The 14,199-nt window shown below is 64.5% G+C and carries 10 protein-coding genes and 11 tRNA genes; 3 read left to right on the forward strand and 18 right to left on the reverse strand.

Annotated elements, in window-relative coordinates:
* The first annotated feature begins 11 nt into the window (after positions 1-11).
* Both gloB and N5C18_RS20540 read left to right on the forward strand, forming a co-directional pair.
* Positions 12-776 carry a hydroxyacylglutathione hydrolase gene (gene gloB, locus N5C18_RS20535; protein WP_279945521.1) on the forward strand — a complete coding sequence of 255 codons (765 nt, stop codon included), beginning with the start codon at positions 12-14 and terminating at the stop codon, positions 774-776.
* Positions 773-1,972 carry a lytic transglycosylase domain-containing protein gene (locus tag N5C18_RS20540; protein ID WP_053512060.1) on the forward strand — a complete coding sequence of 400 codons (1,200 nt, stop codon included), beginning with the start codon at positions 773-775 and terminating at the stop codon, positions 1,970-1,972. The genes gloB and N5C18_RS20540 overlap by 4 nt, the downstream gene beginning before the upstream one ends.
* Positions 1,973-2,190: 218 nt before the next feature.
* Here the strand turns inward: N5C18_RS20540 and N5C18_RS20545 are convergent, their stop codons facing one another.
* The 18 genes from N5C18_RS20545 to N5C18_RS20630 all read right to left on the reverse strand — a co-directional run bounded on the left by N5C18_RS20545 (position 2,191) and on the right by N5C18_RS20630 (position 13,245).
* The gene (locus N5C18_RS20545; RefSeq protein WP_053512059.1) at positions 2,191-4,146 is read right to left on the reverse strand and encodes a peptidyl-prolyl cis-trans isomerase; all 1,956 of its coding nucleotides are present in this window, start codon (positions 4,144-4,146) and stop codon (positions 2,191-2,193) included.
* A 147-nt stretch (positions 4,147-4,293) separates the two neighbouring features.
* A tRNA-Asp gene (locus tag N5C18_RS20550) sits at positions 4,294-4,370 on the reverse strand.
* Positions 4,371-4,476: 106 nt separating this feature from the next.
* Positions 4,477-4,553: transfer RNA gene (locus N5C18_RS20555), tRNA-Asp, on the reverse strand.
* Between the two features lie 87 nt (positions 4,554-4,640).
* A tRNA-Asp gene (locus N5C18_RS20560) sits at positions 4,641-4,717 on the reverse strand.
* An 83-nt stretch (positions 4,718-4,800) separates the two neighbouring features.
* Positions 4,801-4,877: transfer RNA gene (locus tag N5C18_RS20565), tRNA-Asp, on the reverse strand.
* Between the two features lie 26 nt (positions 4,878-4,903).
* Positions 4,904-4,978, reverse strand: a tRNA-Val gene (locus tag N5C18_RS20570).
* An 11-nt stretch (positions 4,979-4,989) separates the two neighbouring features.
* The gene (locus N5C18_RS20575; protein WP_004146343.1) at positions 4,990-5,262 is read right to left on the reverse strand and encodes an HU family DNA-binding protein; all 273 of its coding nucleotides are present in this window, start codon (positions 5,260-5,262) and stop codon (positions 4,990-4,992) included.
* A gap of 217 nt (positions 5,263-5,479) precedes the next feature.
* Positions 5,480-7,927: an endopeptidase La gene (gene lon, locus N5C18_RS20580; RefSeq protein ID WP_279945522.1), complete on the reverse strand. Its 2,448-nt coding sequence runs from the start codon at positions 7,925-7,927 to the stop codon at positions 5,480-5,482.
* A gap of 142 nt (positions 7,928-8,069) precedes the next feature.
* Complete coding sequence (clpX, locus tag N5C18_RS20585) at positions 8,070-9,359, reverse strand: ATP-dependent Clp protease ATP-binding subunit ClpX (RefSeq protein WP_004154600.1); 1,290 nt, start codon at positions 9,357-9,359, stop codon at positions 8,070-8,072.
* A gap of 126 nt (positions 9,360-9,485) precedes the next feature.
* The gene (gene clpP, locus N5C18_RS20590; RefSeq protein ID WP_004146318.1) at positions 9,486-10,112 is read right to left on the reverse strand and encodes an ATP-dependent Clp endopeptidase proteolytic subunit ClpP; all 627 of its coding nucleotides are present in this window, start codon (positions 10,110-10,112) and stop codon (positions 9,486-9,488) included.
* A 76-nt stretch (positions 10,113-10,188) separates the two neighbouring features.
* Entirely contained in the window at positions 10,189-11,484 is a 1,296-nt protein-coding gene (gene tig, locus N5C18_RS20595; protein ID WP_008268226.1) for a trigger factor, read from the reverse strand.
* 189 nt (positions 11,485-11,673) lie between these two features.
* Positions 11,674-11,758: transfer RNA gene (locus tag N5C18_RS20600), tRNA-Leu, on the reverse strand.
* Between the two features lie 110 nt (positions 11,759-11,868).
* Positions 11,869-12,156 carry a hypothetical protein gene (locus tag N5C18_RS20605; protein WP_279945523.1) on the reverse strand — a complete coding sequence of 96 codons (288 nt, stop codon included), beginning with the start codon at positions 12,154-12,156 and terminating at the stop codon, positions 11,869-11,871.
* 220 nt (positions 12,157-12,376) lie between these two features.
* A tRNA-Lys gene (locus N5C18_RS20610) sits at positions 12,377-12,452 on the reverse strand.
* A 195-nt stretch (positions 12,453-12,647) separates the two neighbouring features.
* A tRNA-Lys gene (locus N5C18_RS20615) sits at positions 12,648-12,723 on the reverse strand.
* Between the two features lie 79 nt (positions 12,724-12,802).
* Positions 12,803-12,879, reverse strand: a tRNA-His gene (locus tag N5C18_RS20620).
* Between the two features lie 173 nt (positions 12,880-13,052).
* A tRNA-Arg gene (locus N5C18_RS20625) sits at positions 13,053-13,129 on the reverse strand.
* Positions 13,130-13,168: 39 nt separating this feature from the next.
* Positions 13,169-13,245: transfer RNA gene (locus N5C18_RS20630), tRNA-Pro, on the reverse strand.
* A 180-nt stretch (positions 13,246-13,425) separates the two neighbouring features.
* Between N5C18_RS20630 and N5C18_RS20635 the strand changes: the two genes are divergently transcribed.
* Positions 13,426-14,184 (forward strand): Bax inhibitor-1/YccA family protein, encoded by a 759-nt coding sequence (locus tag N5C18_RS20635; RefSeq protein WP_053511809.1) that lies wholly within the window; start codon positions 13,426-13,428, stop codon positions 14,182-14,184.
* The last annotated feature ends 15 nt before the right edge of the window (positions 14,185-14,199 follow it).

The raw sequence follows: 14,199 nt of genomic DNA on the forward strand, positions 1-14,199 counted from the left end.
GGTCCAATTCTATGCGACTGACTGCCCTGCCCGCATTTGCGGATAACTACATCTGGACGCTGATCGACGACGATGGCGCCGCCGTGGTCGTCGACCCCGGCGATGCTGCGCCGGTGCTCGCGCTGGCCGATCAGGGCCTGCGCGTGGACACGATCCTGCTCACCCACCACCACGACGACCACATTGGTGGCGTGCCCGCGCTGCAGGCCCGTTTTCCCGGCGTGCGGGTGATCGCCCCCGTCGAGGAGCGCATCCCCACGGCCACCGAACGGGTCGGCGAAGGTGAACGCGTTCAGGCACTGGGCCGGATGTTCCACGTACTATCCGTGCCCGGGCATACCCGCAGCCACATCGCGTTTCACACTGCTGAACATCTTTTCAGCGGAGATTCGTTGTTCAGCCTGGGCTGTGGACGTCTGTTCGAAGGTACGCCGTCCCAGCTTCTGGCATCGATGCGCAAGCTGGGTGCCTTGCCCGCGCAACTGCTGCTTTGTTGCGCTCATGAGTACACCGTGTCAAATGCCGTCTTCGCGCGGCATGTCGACCCCGCCAACGCTGCCCTGTGGCAGCGCCAAGAGGAGGCTTTGGCCATGCGCCGCGATGACCGTTCCACCCTGCCGGTAACCCTGGCCAACGAACTCGACTGCAATCCCTTCCTGCGTGTGCACGCGACGCCGATTCGTGCGTCGGTATCGGCACACCTGGGCCGTGACGTCGTGGACGACGTCGACGTGATGGCCGGTCTCCGGCACTGGAAAGACGGCTTCCGCGCATGATGCGCCGAAGTCTGCCGCTGGCCCTGGGCCTTGCCCTGGGGCTGGCCGGAACCGCGGGCGCGCAGTCGCTGGGCGCCGGCATCAGCCAGAACCTGACCGCTGCCGCGGCGCTGCCGCTGGATCCGTCCACGCTGCCGGCCGCCTCGGTACGCAATGGCCAGGAAATCTTCACCAGCTTCCGCGACGGCCTGGCCGAACCCCGCTGTGACGCCGAGGCCACCAGCCCGCGCTGGCAGAAGCAGTTCGCCCACGCCCCCTCGCGCCTGGCCAACCAGGATGATGATGCACTGGTGTTGTTCGGCTACGTGGTCGAAGAACTGCGCAAGGCCAACCTGCCGACCGAATTCGCACTGATTCCGTTCGTGGAAAGCGGCTACCGGCCCAATGCCCGCAATGGCAGTGGCCCGACCGGCCTGTGGCAGTTCATCGCCACCACCGCGCGCAACCATCGCGTGCCGATGGCCAACGGCTATGACGGCCGCCTGTCGGCCGTCGATTCGACCCAGGCCGCGGTGCGCTACCTGAAGACCCTGCACGGCATGTTCGGCGGCGACTGGCGCCTGGCCACCATGGCCTACAACGCCGGCGAGTACCGCGTGCTGCAGTCCATGCGCAAGGCCGGCATGAATGCGCAGAACGCCAAGCCCTCGGCATTGCCGGGCCTGTCCCCGGTCACCCATGCCTACGTCGAGAAGCTGCATGCCCTGGCCTGCGTGCTGGAAGACGTGGAAGACCAGCCCGGCGTGATGGCCTCGCTGGACCGCACCGTGCCGGTGCTGAAGGACCACACCCTGCCGGCCGGCACCAGCGTCCAGCAGTGGGCCGCACAGCGCGCCCTGGACCCGGCGAAGATCGCCCGGCTCAACCCCGCGCTGGCATCGGGCGGCCGCGCTTCCGGCACGACCCGCGTGCTGGCTCCTGTCTCGGCCGCCAATGCGACGGTCACGGAGGCGGCGACCGCGCTGGTCGCCAGCGCGGTCCCGGCGGCCACTGCTGTGCCCACGCCGACGGTCGCCAAGACCGTTGCCGCAATCGCCGACCGCCCGCGCAGCCGTCGCCACACCGTACGTGATGGCGAGTCGGCCTGGACCATCGCCCGTCGCTACGGCATGCCGGTGAAGGCCCTGCTCTCGCTCAACGGCCTGAGCGGCAGCAGCGTGCTGAAGCCCGGTGCGGTGCTGCGCGTCGAAGACTGACGCGCCAGCCAGGCACTGCCCTTGGAGCCGAGCCCATGCTCGGCTTTTTTCTTGCCCTCGATACATCGCCCGTAGAGTCGAGCTTGCTCGACTGTTTTTGTGTATCCAGTCGAGCAAGCTCGACTCTACAAAAGGCGGTCGAGCAAGTTCGGCGCCAACCGGCTCCACAAAAAAGGCCCGGCAATGCCGGGCCTTTTCGTTCCTGCTCGCCGCGGGGCTTACAGGTTGGCTTCGGTGGTCTGGACCACGAACTTCTTGCGCATGGCCTCGACGTAGGCCTTGGCTGCCGCCATGCCATCGATCTGGCTCAGCTGGTCCTTCAGCTGCTTCTGCTGCTCGGCGGTCACTTCCTTGATGTCGCCCGGGTTGATCTTGTTCACCGCGAACAGCAGCGCGTGGCCGTTCACGTCAACCTTGCCGTAGCTCGGCTTGCCATTGACCGGCGCCGGCGCACTGAAGATCGCGCGGTGGATGTCCGGGGTCGGCACCGGCTGGCTGCGCGGCAGGCCCGGCATCGGGCTCAGCTGCAGCTTCTCGCTGGCTGCCAGCGACTGCAGGGTGGCGCCGCCCTTCAGCTTGGCCAGCACGGCGTCAGCAGCCTTGTCGCTGGCCTGGCGCTGGCGATCGGCGCGGATCGCGGCAATCACCTGCTCGCGGGCCTTGTCCAGCGGCATCGCCTGCTCCGGCGTATGCGCGGAGACGCGGATGACCACACTGTGGTTGCTGGCGCCGCCCAGGGCGATCGGGTCGCTGGCGGTGCCATCCTGTACCAGCACGTCGGAGAAGGCGGCGCGCAGCACCGCCGGATCAGCGGCGATGCCGCTGGCGGTGGCGCGGGTGATCGGGCCCAGGGTCTGCAGCGGCAGGTTCACTTCCTTGGCTGCAGCCGCCAGATCGCTCGGGCTCTTGTTGATGGCGTCGACCAGGCGGCCAGCCAGCTCGTTGAAGCCGCGCTCACCATCGGCCTTCAGCTGCTCGGCGGCCAGCGTGTCACGCACTTCCTCGAACGACTTGCCCTGGCCACCGCGCACAGCGGCCACCTTGATGATGTGGTAGCCGAAGTCGGTCTTGACCGGGCCGATCACGTCGCCGGCCTTGGCGGCGAACAGTGCGTCTTCGAACGGCTTGACCATCGCGCCACGCTCGACCCAACCCAGGTCACCGCCCTGCGCCTTCGAGCCCGGATCTTCCGAGTTGGCCTTGGCCAGCGCGGCGAAGTCGGCGCCGGCGGCCTTGGCTTCGGCGGCAATCTTGTTGGCCTTGGCTTCGGCACCGTCGCCGGTGATCAGGATGTGCGCGGCCTGGCGCTGCTCCGGCGAGGTGAACTTCGCCTTCTCGTCTTCATAGCGCTTGCGCAGGGTCGCTTCGTCGGCCGCGGACGGTGCCGGCAGGTTGCCGCCGTTGATCTCGACATACTCCAGCGACACGCTCTCGGCCTGGCGGAAATCCTTGCCGTGGCTGTCATACCACTGCTTGATCTGCGCATCGGTGACCGGCGCGGTATCGGCCGGCACTTCCGGCAGCGCGGCCAGCTCGACGTCACGGGTCTCGCCCAGCAGCTTCAGCAGGCGCTCGGTCTCGGACTGGGTGACGAAACCGGAGTTCTGCAGGCCCGACGGAATCACCGACTGCTGCAGGCTCTCACGCACCAGTTCCTGGAACTGGGTCGGGGTACGCGGCGGATTGCCACCGGCCAGCGCCAGGCGATAGTTGTTCTCGTTGAACTTGCCGTTCGAATCGAGGAAGGCCGGGATGGTGGCGATGTACTCGCGCACGGCACCATCGCCGATCACGACACCGGCCTGCTCACCCACCAGGCGCACGACCTGCTCGTCGATCAGCTGGTCGAGCACGGCCAGCTTGTTTTCGGTGCTTTCGAACGCGCGCGGGTCGAAGTTCTCGCCCTGCTGCTGGCGCTCGCGCATGCGTTCCTGCTCGAAACGGGTGCGGAAATCCTGCGCGCTGATCTCGTGGTGCTGCCACAGCATGCGCACCGGCCACCACGACGGCGCCGAACGCCACCAGGTCGGAGGTGCGGAAACCTTGGCCACGTTCTGAGCGCCAACGCCACCAAGGTAGCTGTTGTCGATCACGAACAGGAACGGAATCATCAGCAGCCCCAGGATCACGGTGACGATCCAGCCTGAGGTCTTGTCGCGGAGTTTCTGCAGCATGGTGAGGAATCACAAGGCCTGATTGGCGAGCCCGGCAGTGTAACCCGCTTCGCCGCAGGGACCAAAAGCAGCACCGGCGCGGCCTGCGCGCCTCTTCGCGAGCGCACAAAGAAAAAGCCCCCGGCGTGTGCCGAGGGCTTTTAGAGTTGGCGGAGCGGACGGGACTCGAACCCGCGACCTCCGGCGTGACAGGCCAGCATTCTAACCAGCTGAACTACCGCTCCGCGCTGAAACTTTGCAGGTGCCCAGTATATCCGAAGACTCTCTGGAAACCCAGCCCGATGAACACTTTTTTCAAAGTTTTTTCACAGGGACTTAAGAATTCTGCAATGGCGGAGCGGACGGGACTCGAACCCGCGACCTCCGGCGTGACAGGCCAGCATTCTAACCAGCTGAACTACCGCTCCGTTCTTGCAAAAACCTTTTCGCCTTCTTCCCGAACCTTCCGGGGAGAAGACAAGGCCCCCGGCTTCAGACCGGGGGCCTCGTTGTAATGGCGGAGCGGACGGGACTCGAACCCGCGACCTCCGGCGTGACAGGCCAGCATTCTAACCAGCTGAACTACCGCTCCGCGTTGTTACCTTTCTTGTTTTCCGCCGGCCTGGACCGGGAAGAAAACAAAGCCTCCAGCTTTTGGCCGGAGGCCTCGTTGAATGGCGGAGCGGACGGGACTCGAACCCGCGACCTCCGGCGTGACAGGCCAGCATTCTAACCAGCTGAACTACCGCTCCACACTCAAACTTTTACCGCGGTGCTGTGGTGGGTGCTGAGGGTTTCGAACCCCCGACCCTCTCCGTGTAAAGGAGACGCTCTACCGCTGAGCTAAGCACCCCAGCGAGCCGCTTAGTTTACAGCATCCTTCAGGGCCTTGCCAGCCTTGAACGACGGATTCTTCGAAGCAGCGATCTTGATGGTGTCGCCGGTCTTCGGGTTGCGGCCGGTGCGGGCAGCACGGTCGCGGACCTGGAAGGTACCGAAGCCAACCAGGGTGACCGCATCGCCGTCCTTCAGCGCCTTGGTGACGGCAGCAACGACGGCATCGACAGCGCGGCTGGACTCGGCCTTGGTCAGGTCGGCAGCTTCAGCAACGGCATCGATCAATTCGGTCTTGTTCATTCTCTACAACTCCTTTGGCGGTGGGTTCCGCGGATTCGACAGGGAAGCAACCGCACGCCTTCTGCATGCGGCCGCCATGTGGAAACGGTTCGCCGATTCAGTGATCGCTGACAGCGATCACTCATTCGCGAGTGCTGCTTTTATACCAGCGGCCCTACCCCCACGCAAGCTGGAAAGCCAGTAACGACGCGGGTTTCGGGCCATTGGACAGCGCGCGTCAATGCTTGACGCGCGCGTTTCCACTCGGTTTGGCCTTGCTCCGCACCGTGACACGTTGCGCACTCTTGCGCGCCTTCTTCGGTGCCAACGGACGCTCCAGTGCCAGGTCCAGCACTTCTTCGATGTACTTCACCGGCACGATCTTCAGATCGCGGGTGACGTTGGCCGGGATGTCAGCAAGGTCCTTGCGGTTCTCTTCCGGAATGATGACCGTGCGGATGCCGCCGCGCAGCGCAGCCAGCAGCTTCTCCTTCAGGCCACCAATGGCGGTGACACGACCGCGCAGGGTGATCTCGCCGGTCATCGCCACGTCGGCACGCACCGGCACCTTGGTCAGCATCGACACCAGCGAGGTGACCATCGCCGCACCGGCACTGGGGCCGTCCTTCGGCGTGGCACCGTCCGGCACGTGCAGGTGCACGTCGTGCTTCTGCAGGAAGTCGCTGTCGATGCCGAAGCCGACCGCGCGCGAGCGCACCACCGACAACGCCGCCGACGCCGATTCCTTCATCACGTTGCCGAGCTGGCCGGTCAGGATCAGCTGGCCCTTGCCCGGCACCAGCGTCGATTCGATCTGCAGCAGATCGCCACCGACTTCGGTCCAGGCCAGGCCGGTGACCAGGCCGATCTCGTTCTCTTCCTCGGCACGGCCGAAGTCGAAGCGACGCACGCCCAGGTACTTGTCCAGGTTCTTGCTGGACACGCTCACCAGCGCCTTCTTCTTGGCACCCTTCTTTGCCTTCACCGGCTGCGGGCCGGCCAGCGCGATCTCCTTCACCACCTTGCGGCAGATCTTGGCGATCTCGCGTTCCAGGTTGCGCACGCCCGATTCGCGCGTGTAGTAGCGCACGATGTCCTGGATGGCATCGCTGCCGATCTCCAGTTCTTCCGGCTGCAGGCCGTTGGCCTTGATCTGCTTGGGCACCAGGTAGCGGGTGGCGATGTTGAGCTTCTCATCCTCGGTGTAGCCGGGGATGCGGATCACTTCCATGCGGTCCAGCAGCGGGCCCGGGATGTTCAGCGAGTTCGAGGTGGCCACGAACATCACTTCGGACAGGTCCAGGTCCACTTCCAGGTAGTGGTCGTTGAACGCGTTGTTCTGCTCCGGGTCGAGCACTTCCAGCAGCGCCGACGACGGGTCGCCGCGGAAATCCATCGACATCTTGTCGATCTCGTCGAGCACGAACAGCGGGTTCTTGCTGCCGACCTTGTTGAGGTTCTGCACGATGCGGCCCGGCATCGAACCCACATAGGTACGGCGATGGCCACGGATCTCGGCTTCGTCGCGGACGCCGCCCAGCGACATGCGCACGAACTTGCGGTTGGTGGCCTTGGCGATGGACTGGCCCAGCGAGGTCTTGCCCACGCCCGGCGGCCCGACCAGGCACAGGATCGGGCCCTTCATCTGCTTCACGCGCGACTGCACCGCCAGGTATTCAAGGATGCGTTCCTTGACCTTCTCCAGGCCGTAGTGATCGGCGTCGAGGGTCTCCTGCGCGGCCTTCAGGTCCTTGCGCACCTTGCTGCGCTTCTTCCACGGCACGCCCAGCAGCCACTCCAGGTAGTTGCGCACGACCGCCGCTTCGGCCGACATCGGCGACATCTGCTTGAGCTTGTTCAGTTCGTTGCGCGCCTTGGCTTCAACGGCCTTCGGCATGCCGGCTTCGGCAATCTTGCGGGCCAGTTCTTCCAGCTCGCCCGGCGCGTCGTCCAGGTCACCCAGTTCCTTCTGGATGGCCTTCATCTGTTCGTTGAGGTAGTACTCGCGCTGGCTCTTCTCCATCTGCGACTTCACGCGGCCGCGGATGCGCTTCTCCATCTGCTGCACGTCGATCTCGCCGTCGACCAGGCCGACCAGCATCTCCAGGCGGTCACCCACGGCCAGCGTTTCCAGCAGGCGCTGCTTGTCGGCCAGGCGCACGCTGATATGCGCGGCGATGGTGTCGGCCAGGCGCGCCGGCTCATCGATGCCCGACAGCGTCTGCAGCAGTTCCGGCGGCAGCTTGCGGTTGGTCTTCACGTACTGCTCGAACAGCGACATCAGCGAGCGGGCGATCGCCTCGACCTCGCGGGCTTCACGCTCGTCGGTGGCATCAATCTCCACGGCCTGGCCGTGCAGCGAGCCGTTGCGCTCGTCGACGTGGGTGACCTGAACGCGCGACAGGCCTTCAACCAGCACCTTGATGGTGCCGTCGGGCAGCTTCAGCAGCTGCAGCACCTGCGCCAGCGTGCCGACCTGGTAGAGGTCGGCCGCATGCGGGTCGTCGGTCTCGGCCGACTTCTGCGCCAGCAGCAGGATGCGCTTGTCCGATTCCATTGCCTGTTCAAGCGCGTGCATGGACTTGTCACGGCCGACGAACAGCGGGATGACCATGTGCGGGAACACCACTACGTCGCGCAGCGGCAGGACCGGCAGGTCGAGGGTTTCACTTGGGGAACGGGCCATGGGGGCTCCAGGGAAGGGGAAAACCGCCTCCGGGAGGGCATCTTCCGGAGACAAAAAAAGCCGATGGCCCCGTTATGGGGCCATCGGCTTTCAGATGCAAGGCATTCCTTGAAAATCCTTTCCAATCAACAACCTGGAAGGATCACTCGGCGCCTGCGGCCTTCTGTTCAGGGGCCGCGGGGGTCTGGTAGATCAGGTACGGCTCGGACTTGTGCTCGATCACCGACTCGTCCACCACCACCTTGCTGACGTTTTCCTGCGACGGCAGGTCGTACATGGTGTCCAGCAGGACCGATTCGACGATGGTGCGCAGGCCACGGGCGCCGGTCTTGCGCTTGAGCGCCTTCCTGGCGATGGCCGACAACGCGTCCGGACGGAACTCCAGCTCGACGTTCTCCATCTCGAACAGCTTCTTGAACTGCTTGGTGATGGCGTTCTTCGGCTCGGTCAGGATCTTGATCAGGGCCGGCTCGTCCAGCTCTTCCAGGGTCGCCACCACCGGCAGGCGGCCGACGAACTCGGGAATCAGGCCGAACTTGATCAGGTCTTCCGGCTCGACTTCGGCCAGCACCTTGCCCACTTCCTGCTTGCGCTCGCTGCTCTTGACCTTGGCGCCGAAGCCGATGCTGCCGACGTCGGTGGAACGGGCCTGGATCACCTTGTCCAGCCCGGCGAACGCGCCGCCGCAGATGAACAGGATGTTCTTGGTGTCCACCTGCAGGAATTCCTGCTGCGGATGCTTGCGGCCGCCCTGCGGCGGAACACTGGCCACGGTGCCTTCGATCAGCTTCAGCAGGGCCTGCTGCACGCCTTCGCCGGACACATCGCGGGTGATCGACGGGTTCTCGCTCTTGCGCGAGATCTTGTCGATCTCATCGATGTAGACGATGCCCTGCTGCGCCTTCTCGACGTCGTAGTCGCACTTCTGCAGCAGCTTCTGGATGATGTTCTCCACGTCCTCGCCCACGTAACCGGCTTCGGTCAGCGTGGTGGCGTCGGCCATGGTGAACGGCACGTTGAGCAGGCGGGCCAGGGTCTCGGCCAGCAGCGTCTTGCCCGAACCGGTCGGGCCGACCAGCAGGATGTTCGACTTCGCCAGTTCGACGTCGTCGTTCTTCTGCCGGCTCTCGATGCGCTTGTAGTGGTTGTACACGGCCACGGCCAGGGTGCGCTTGGCGCGGTTCTGGCCGATCACGTACTGGTCGAGAACCTCGAGGATCTCGCGCGGCTTGGGCAGCGAACTGCGCGCCGACTGCGCCTTTTCCTCGAGTTCCTCACGGATGATGTCGTTGCACAGCTCCACGCACTCATCGCAGATGAATACGCTCGGACCCGCAATCAGCTTGCGCACTTCATGCTGGCTCTTGCCGCAGAAAGAGCAGTAGAGGATCTTGCCGGTGTCCGTGGAACGACCTTGGCGGTCTTCGCTCATGCTTCGCTTACCCAGTTACCCCACCCGCTGAACGGGGGTTCGATTCGAGAATAGCACAGGGCCGAGGGGACACCAGTCCCGCCCGACCCTGCAGGAACGGGGCCTGCCGGGCCCCGTGAAGGCCGGTCAACCGGCCTGGATCGACTCATCCGGACGACGCTCCAGGACCTGGTCGACCAGACCGTAGGCCTGCGCTTCGAAGGCGCTCTTGAAGTTGTCGCGCTCGGTGTCACGGGCGATCGTCTCCAGCGACTGGCCGGTGTGCTTGGCCAGCACCTCGTTCAGGCGCGAACGCAGGGTCAGGATCTCACGCGCGTGGATGTCGATGTCGGTGGCCTGGCCCTGGTAGCCGCCCAGCGGCTGGTGGATCATCACGCGCGAATTCGGCAGCGCGTAGCGCTTGCCGGCTTCACCGGCGGCCAGCAGCAGGGCGCCCATCGAGGCCGCCTGGCCGATGCAGGTGGTGCTCACATTCGGCTTGATGTACTGCATGGTGTCGTAGATCGCCATGCCGGCGGTGACCACGCCACCCGGCGAGTTGATGTAGATGTTGATGTCCTTTTCCGGGTTTTCCGATTCCAGGAACAGCAACTGCGCCACCACCACGTTGGCCATGTGATCGTCGATCGGGCCCACGAGGAAGATCAGGCGCTCCTTCAACAGGCGCGAATAGATGTCGTAGGCACGCTCGCCGCGGCTGGTCTGCTCGACCACCATCGGAACCAGGTTCAGGGCTTTGGTTCGGTTGTCCATTACGTGAGGTACCTATCTTGGGGGGAAACAACCCCGCGCCGGCAAAGGCGCGGGGCATTCGGTGATCCGCCCGGGCTTACTGGCGGATCGCGTCCTGGAACGACAGCTTTTCTTCGGTGTGCTGGGCACGCTCGGCGATCCAGTCGATCACCTGCTCTTCCATCACGCGGTTCTGCAGGCCAGACATCAGCTGGGGGTCGTTGCGGTACATCTCAATGACCTGCTCCGGCTCTTCGTAGGTCGAAGCGATCAGGCGCATCGTTTCGTTCAGGCGCTTGGCTTCCAGGCGCAGGTCGTTGGTACGGGCCACTTCACCGACCAGCAGGCCGACCAGCACACGCTTGGCGGCAGCGTCCTTGAAGCCTTCATGGGCATCGGCCGGGATCTCACCGACGTTCTGGCCGTTGCGGCGGATCTGCTCCACCTGCTGGGCCAGCATGGCGCGGGCTTCGTTCTCGACCAGGCGCGGCGGCATTTCCACCGAAGCGTAGGCGGCGATCAGCTGCTCGCCCACTTCACGACGCAGGCGGTTCATCAGGGCGCCCTTCAGCTCGCGCTCCAGGTTGGCACGGATGTCGCTGCGGAACTGCTCGACGTCCCCCCCCTTCACGCCGAAGCTCTTGATGAAGGCTTCGTCGACCGCCGGCACGACCGGCTCGGAAACTTCGGCAACCTTGACGGTGACCTGCACGGTCTTGCCGGCCAGCACCGGCACACGCCAGTCAGCCGGGAACTCGACGTCCAGGGTCTTCTCTTCACCCTTGGCCAGGCCGACCAGGCCCTTCTCGATGGTGTCGAACATCATGCCCTGGCCGAGCACGATCGAACCCTTCTCGGTGCCTTCGGCCGGCAGGCGCTCTTCGCCGGCCTGCGACCAGGTTTCCACGGCGACCAGGTCGCCGTCCTGCGCGCCACGGCTGACCGGGGCCCAGGTACGACGCTGGTTCTGCAGGTTCTCGATCATCTGGTCGATGTCGGCGTCGGTGATTTCGGCGCTGTGGCGCACGACCGTCAGCTTGCTGACGTCGATGTCGCCGAAGTCCGGCACCACTTCCACGGTGGCCACGAACGAGAACTCACCCTCGTCGCCCTTGTCGATGCGCGGGCTGCCGACGATGCGCAGGTCGTGCTCACGCACGGCGGCATCGAAGGTTTCGCGCAGCAGGCCGTCCAGCGCTTCGCCACGGACCTGCGCGCCGAAGCGCTGCTCGATCACCTTGGCCGGCACCTTGCCCGGACGGAAACCCTTGATGCGGGTGGTGCGGGCGATTTCGCCCAGGCGGCCGACGATGTGGCTCTGCAGACGGTCTTCCGGCAGCGAGAAGCTCAGGCGGCGTTCCAGGTTGCCGGTGGATTCGATCGAAGCTTGCATGTTGACTCCTGCCACCGGTGACCCAGGCCCCCGGCTCGATGATTGGGATGAAACGGTTGTAAGGACACGGCGTCTGGGACGCGCCTGCTTGCCGCAGCCCTTTAGTTTCGCCCAATTCGGCCTGCACTGCCAGCGCGTGCCGGGTCAAGGGGCGCAGAGGGCCCGATCAGGGCGGGGACAGGCCGGCACTGGTGCGAAAGGGGGGACTCGAACCCCCACGCCTTGCGGCACTGGAACCTAAATCCAGGGCGTCTACCAATTCCGCCACTTTCGCGTGGCCGGCACAGGCGTTCATTGTCGCAGGCAGGGGCGGGAAGCGGAAGTCCTGCACAAAACTGAACATGGCCGTCCCGGCGGGCAACGGCCCTCCGGGACGGCGCTGGTTCAGTGCGGCGGTTCGGTTCGGGCGGGCGCCGTTGCAGCGCCCTGCCCGGCTGCTGGATCCGCTTCGCGGACCTCCACGCCCCCCTCGTCGGTGCCGCGCAGCTCCACCGCCTCAGGGGCGGCGCCACCCTCCGGCGATACCGGCCGTGCCGGAACAGCCTCCACGCTGGCATCGCGCTCGACGGTCTGCGCCGGATCACTGCCGGGCGCGCAGGCCACCAGTGCCACCAGTGCCACCAGTGCGACGGGAACCCACGCCATCATGCGCAGTCGATTGATATCGGCCATCAACATCTTCCTTCGTGCATGCGCCATCGGCGCGGAAGATCCATTGGGTTCGATGGAGAACGCGATGCGGTGAGAAGCAGCGCACAGCATTGAAAACACTGATGACGCATATGCCACTGATTTCAGCACCGCTTCAGTAGATCCACGCCATGCGTGGATGAAGCGCAACCCGGCGCGCAGTCAAGAAAAAAGCCACTTGGCGAACCAAGTGGCTTTCGTCTGGTGGGCTGTCAAGGATTCGAACCTTGGACCTATTGATTAAGAGTCAACTGCTCTACCAACTGAGCTAACAGCCCGAAATCGGGGCGCGAATTATGACCCGATCCGCTCGGTGGGTGCAAGCGCTTTTTTCAACATCGTTGAACCAGCACTGCATCCCGCTGCCTCTGCAGAACGGCACCAGGCCGGACTCCGCAGGGCGTGATCCATCGCAACGAAGGAGTCACACTAATAAGAAAAAAGCCACCTGGCGTACCAGGTGGCTTCCGTCTTGGTGGGCCGTCAAGGATTCGAACCTTGGACCTATTGATTAAGAGTCAACTGCTCTACCAACTGAGCTAACGGCCCGTGAAACTCAGACGCACATTGTAGCGTGCTTTCTGTTTATTGCAATACCGTTTCGGCTGCGCCGATGCGGTTGAATCAGTGGGGTGGCTGAGGGGATTCGAACCCCCGACCACCGGAATCACAATCCGGTACTCTAACCAACTGAGCTACAGCCACCACTGAAACTTTTGCTCCCTCGCCGATACCACTGACGCTGGAACTCAAACCTTTGCCTGGAGACCGTCACCGAAGTTCCCGTCCGCCGAAGCGAGTCCGATATTCTGGTGGAGTCTGTGGGCTTTTGCAAGCACTTCTTCACATCTGCCGATACGACCCCGGTGCCTCGCCAATGGCGCGCCCGACAGGAATCGAACCTGTAACCGCCGGCTTAGAAGGCCGGTGCTCTATCCAGTTGAGCTACGGGCGCCCGAACCGGAACGATGTCCAATCCGACGTGGCGTGGGATTGGTCGGGGTAGAGGGATTCGAACCCCCGACATCCTGCTCCCAAAGCAGGCGCGCTACCAGACTGCGCTATACCCCGGTCTTGCAATCCCCTCGGGCCAGGCCCGGGGAGTCGTTCATTGTCGCCAAGCCCATCGCGAACTGTCAACGCAGGCGCGACCGATCATGAATCCGCCACGGCGCCCTGCATGGTCATCGGCTATGCTCGCGGACATCGGCCGGATGGCCGTCCCGACCCTCATTCGCACGGAGAATACGCATGCGCAGCGGCAACCCGGCTCTTTCCGAGTCGACCTTCCTCGACCTCGCCAGCGGCTCGGTGGTGACCAGCCCCGGCCAGGTGATGACCCTCAACGGCACCGCCAACAAGACCGGCATCCTGCTGCTGCTGGCCGTGCTGACCGCAGCCTTTGCCTGGAACCAGTCCGTCAACGAGTACGGCGAGGTCATGGGCGCAGCCAAGCTGTATTCCATGGGCGGCGCGATCGGCGGGCTGGTGCTGGCGCTGATCACCATCTTCAAGAAGGAATGGTCGCCGGTCACCGCACCGATGTACGCGCTGGTCGAGGGCCTGTTCCTGGGCGCCGTCTCGGCGCTGTTCAACATGAAGTACCCGGGCATCGTGTTCCAGGCCGTGCTGCTGACCTTCGGCACGCTGGCCGCGCTGCTGTTCGCGTACCGCAGCGGCGTGATCAAGGCCACCGAGAACTTCAAGATGGGCGTGGTGGCTGCCACCGGCGGCATCGCCCTGCTCTACCTGGCCTCGTTCGTACTGGGCTTCTTCAACATCAACGTCCCGGTGATCCACGACTCCAGCTGGCTGGGCATCGCCTTCAGCCTGTTCGTGGTGGTGGTCGCAGCACTGAACCTGGTGCTGGACTTCGACTTCATCGAGACGGGCGTGGCCCAGCGCGCGCCGAAGTACATGGAGTGGTATGGCGCATTCGGCCTGATGGTGACCCTGGTCTGGCTGTACATCGAATTCCTGCGCCTGCTGTCGAAGATCCAGCAGCGCTGAGCCACGCCATGCCGT

Origin of the sequence: Stenotrophomonas sp. GD03930 (assembly GCF_029839665.1) — a bacterium.
In the GTDB taxonomy this organism is placed as follows: Bacteria; Pseudomonadota; Gammaproteobacteria; order Xanthomonadales; family Xanthomonadaceae; genus Stenotrophomonas; species Stenotrophomonas forensis.

Bases quoted from the DNA above. Each gene is read 5' to 3' on its own strand.
- clpP (WP_004146318.1), bottom strand. From the start codon at position 10,112: ATGGACAACCGAACCAAAGCCCTGAACCTGGTTCCGATGGTGGTCGAG.
- N5C18_RS20605 (WP_279945523.1), bottom strand. From the start codon at position 12,156: ATGGCCGATATCAATCGACTGCGCATGATGGCGTGGGTTCCCGTCGCA.
- lon (WP_279945522.1), bottom strand. From the start codon at position 7,927: ATGGCCCGTTCCCCAAGTGAAACCCTCGACCTGCCGGTCCTGCCGCTG.
- N5C18_RS20575 (WP_004146343.1), bottom strand. From the start codon at position 5,262: ATGAACAAGACCGAATTGATCGATGCCGTTGCTGAAGCTGCCGACCTG.
- N5C18_RS20540 (WP_053512060.1), top strand. From the start codon at position 773: ATGATGCGCCGAAGTCTGCCGCTGGCCCTGGGCCTTGCCCTGGGGCTG.
- N5C18_RS20545 (WP_053512059.1), bottom strand. From the start codon at position 4,146: ATGCTGCAGAAACTCCGCGACAAGACCTCAGGCTGGATCGTCACCGTG.
- gloB (WP_279945521.1), top strand. From the start codon at position 12: ATGCGACTGACTGCCCTGCCCGCATTTGCGGATAACTACATCTGGACG.
- clpX (WP_004154600.1), bottom strand. From the start codon at position 9,359: ATGAGCGAAGACCGCCAAGGTCGTTCCACGGACACCGGCAAGATCCTC.
- N5C18_RS20635 (WP_053511809.1), top strand. From the start codon at position 13,426: ATGCGCAGCGGCAACCCGGCTCTTTCCGAGTCGACCTTCCTCGACCTC.
- tig (WP_008268226.1), bottom strand. From the start codon at position 11,484: ATGCAAGCTTCGATCGAATCCACCGGCAACCTGGAACGCCGCCTGAGC.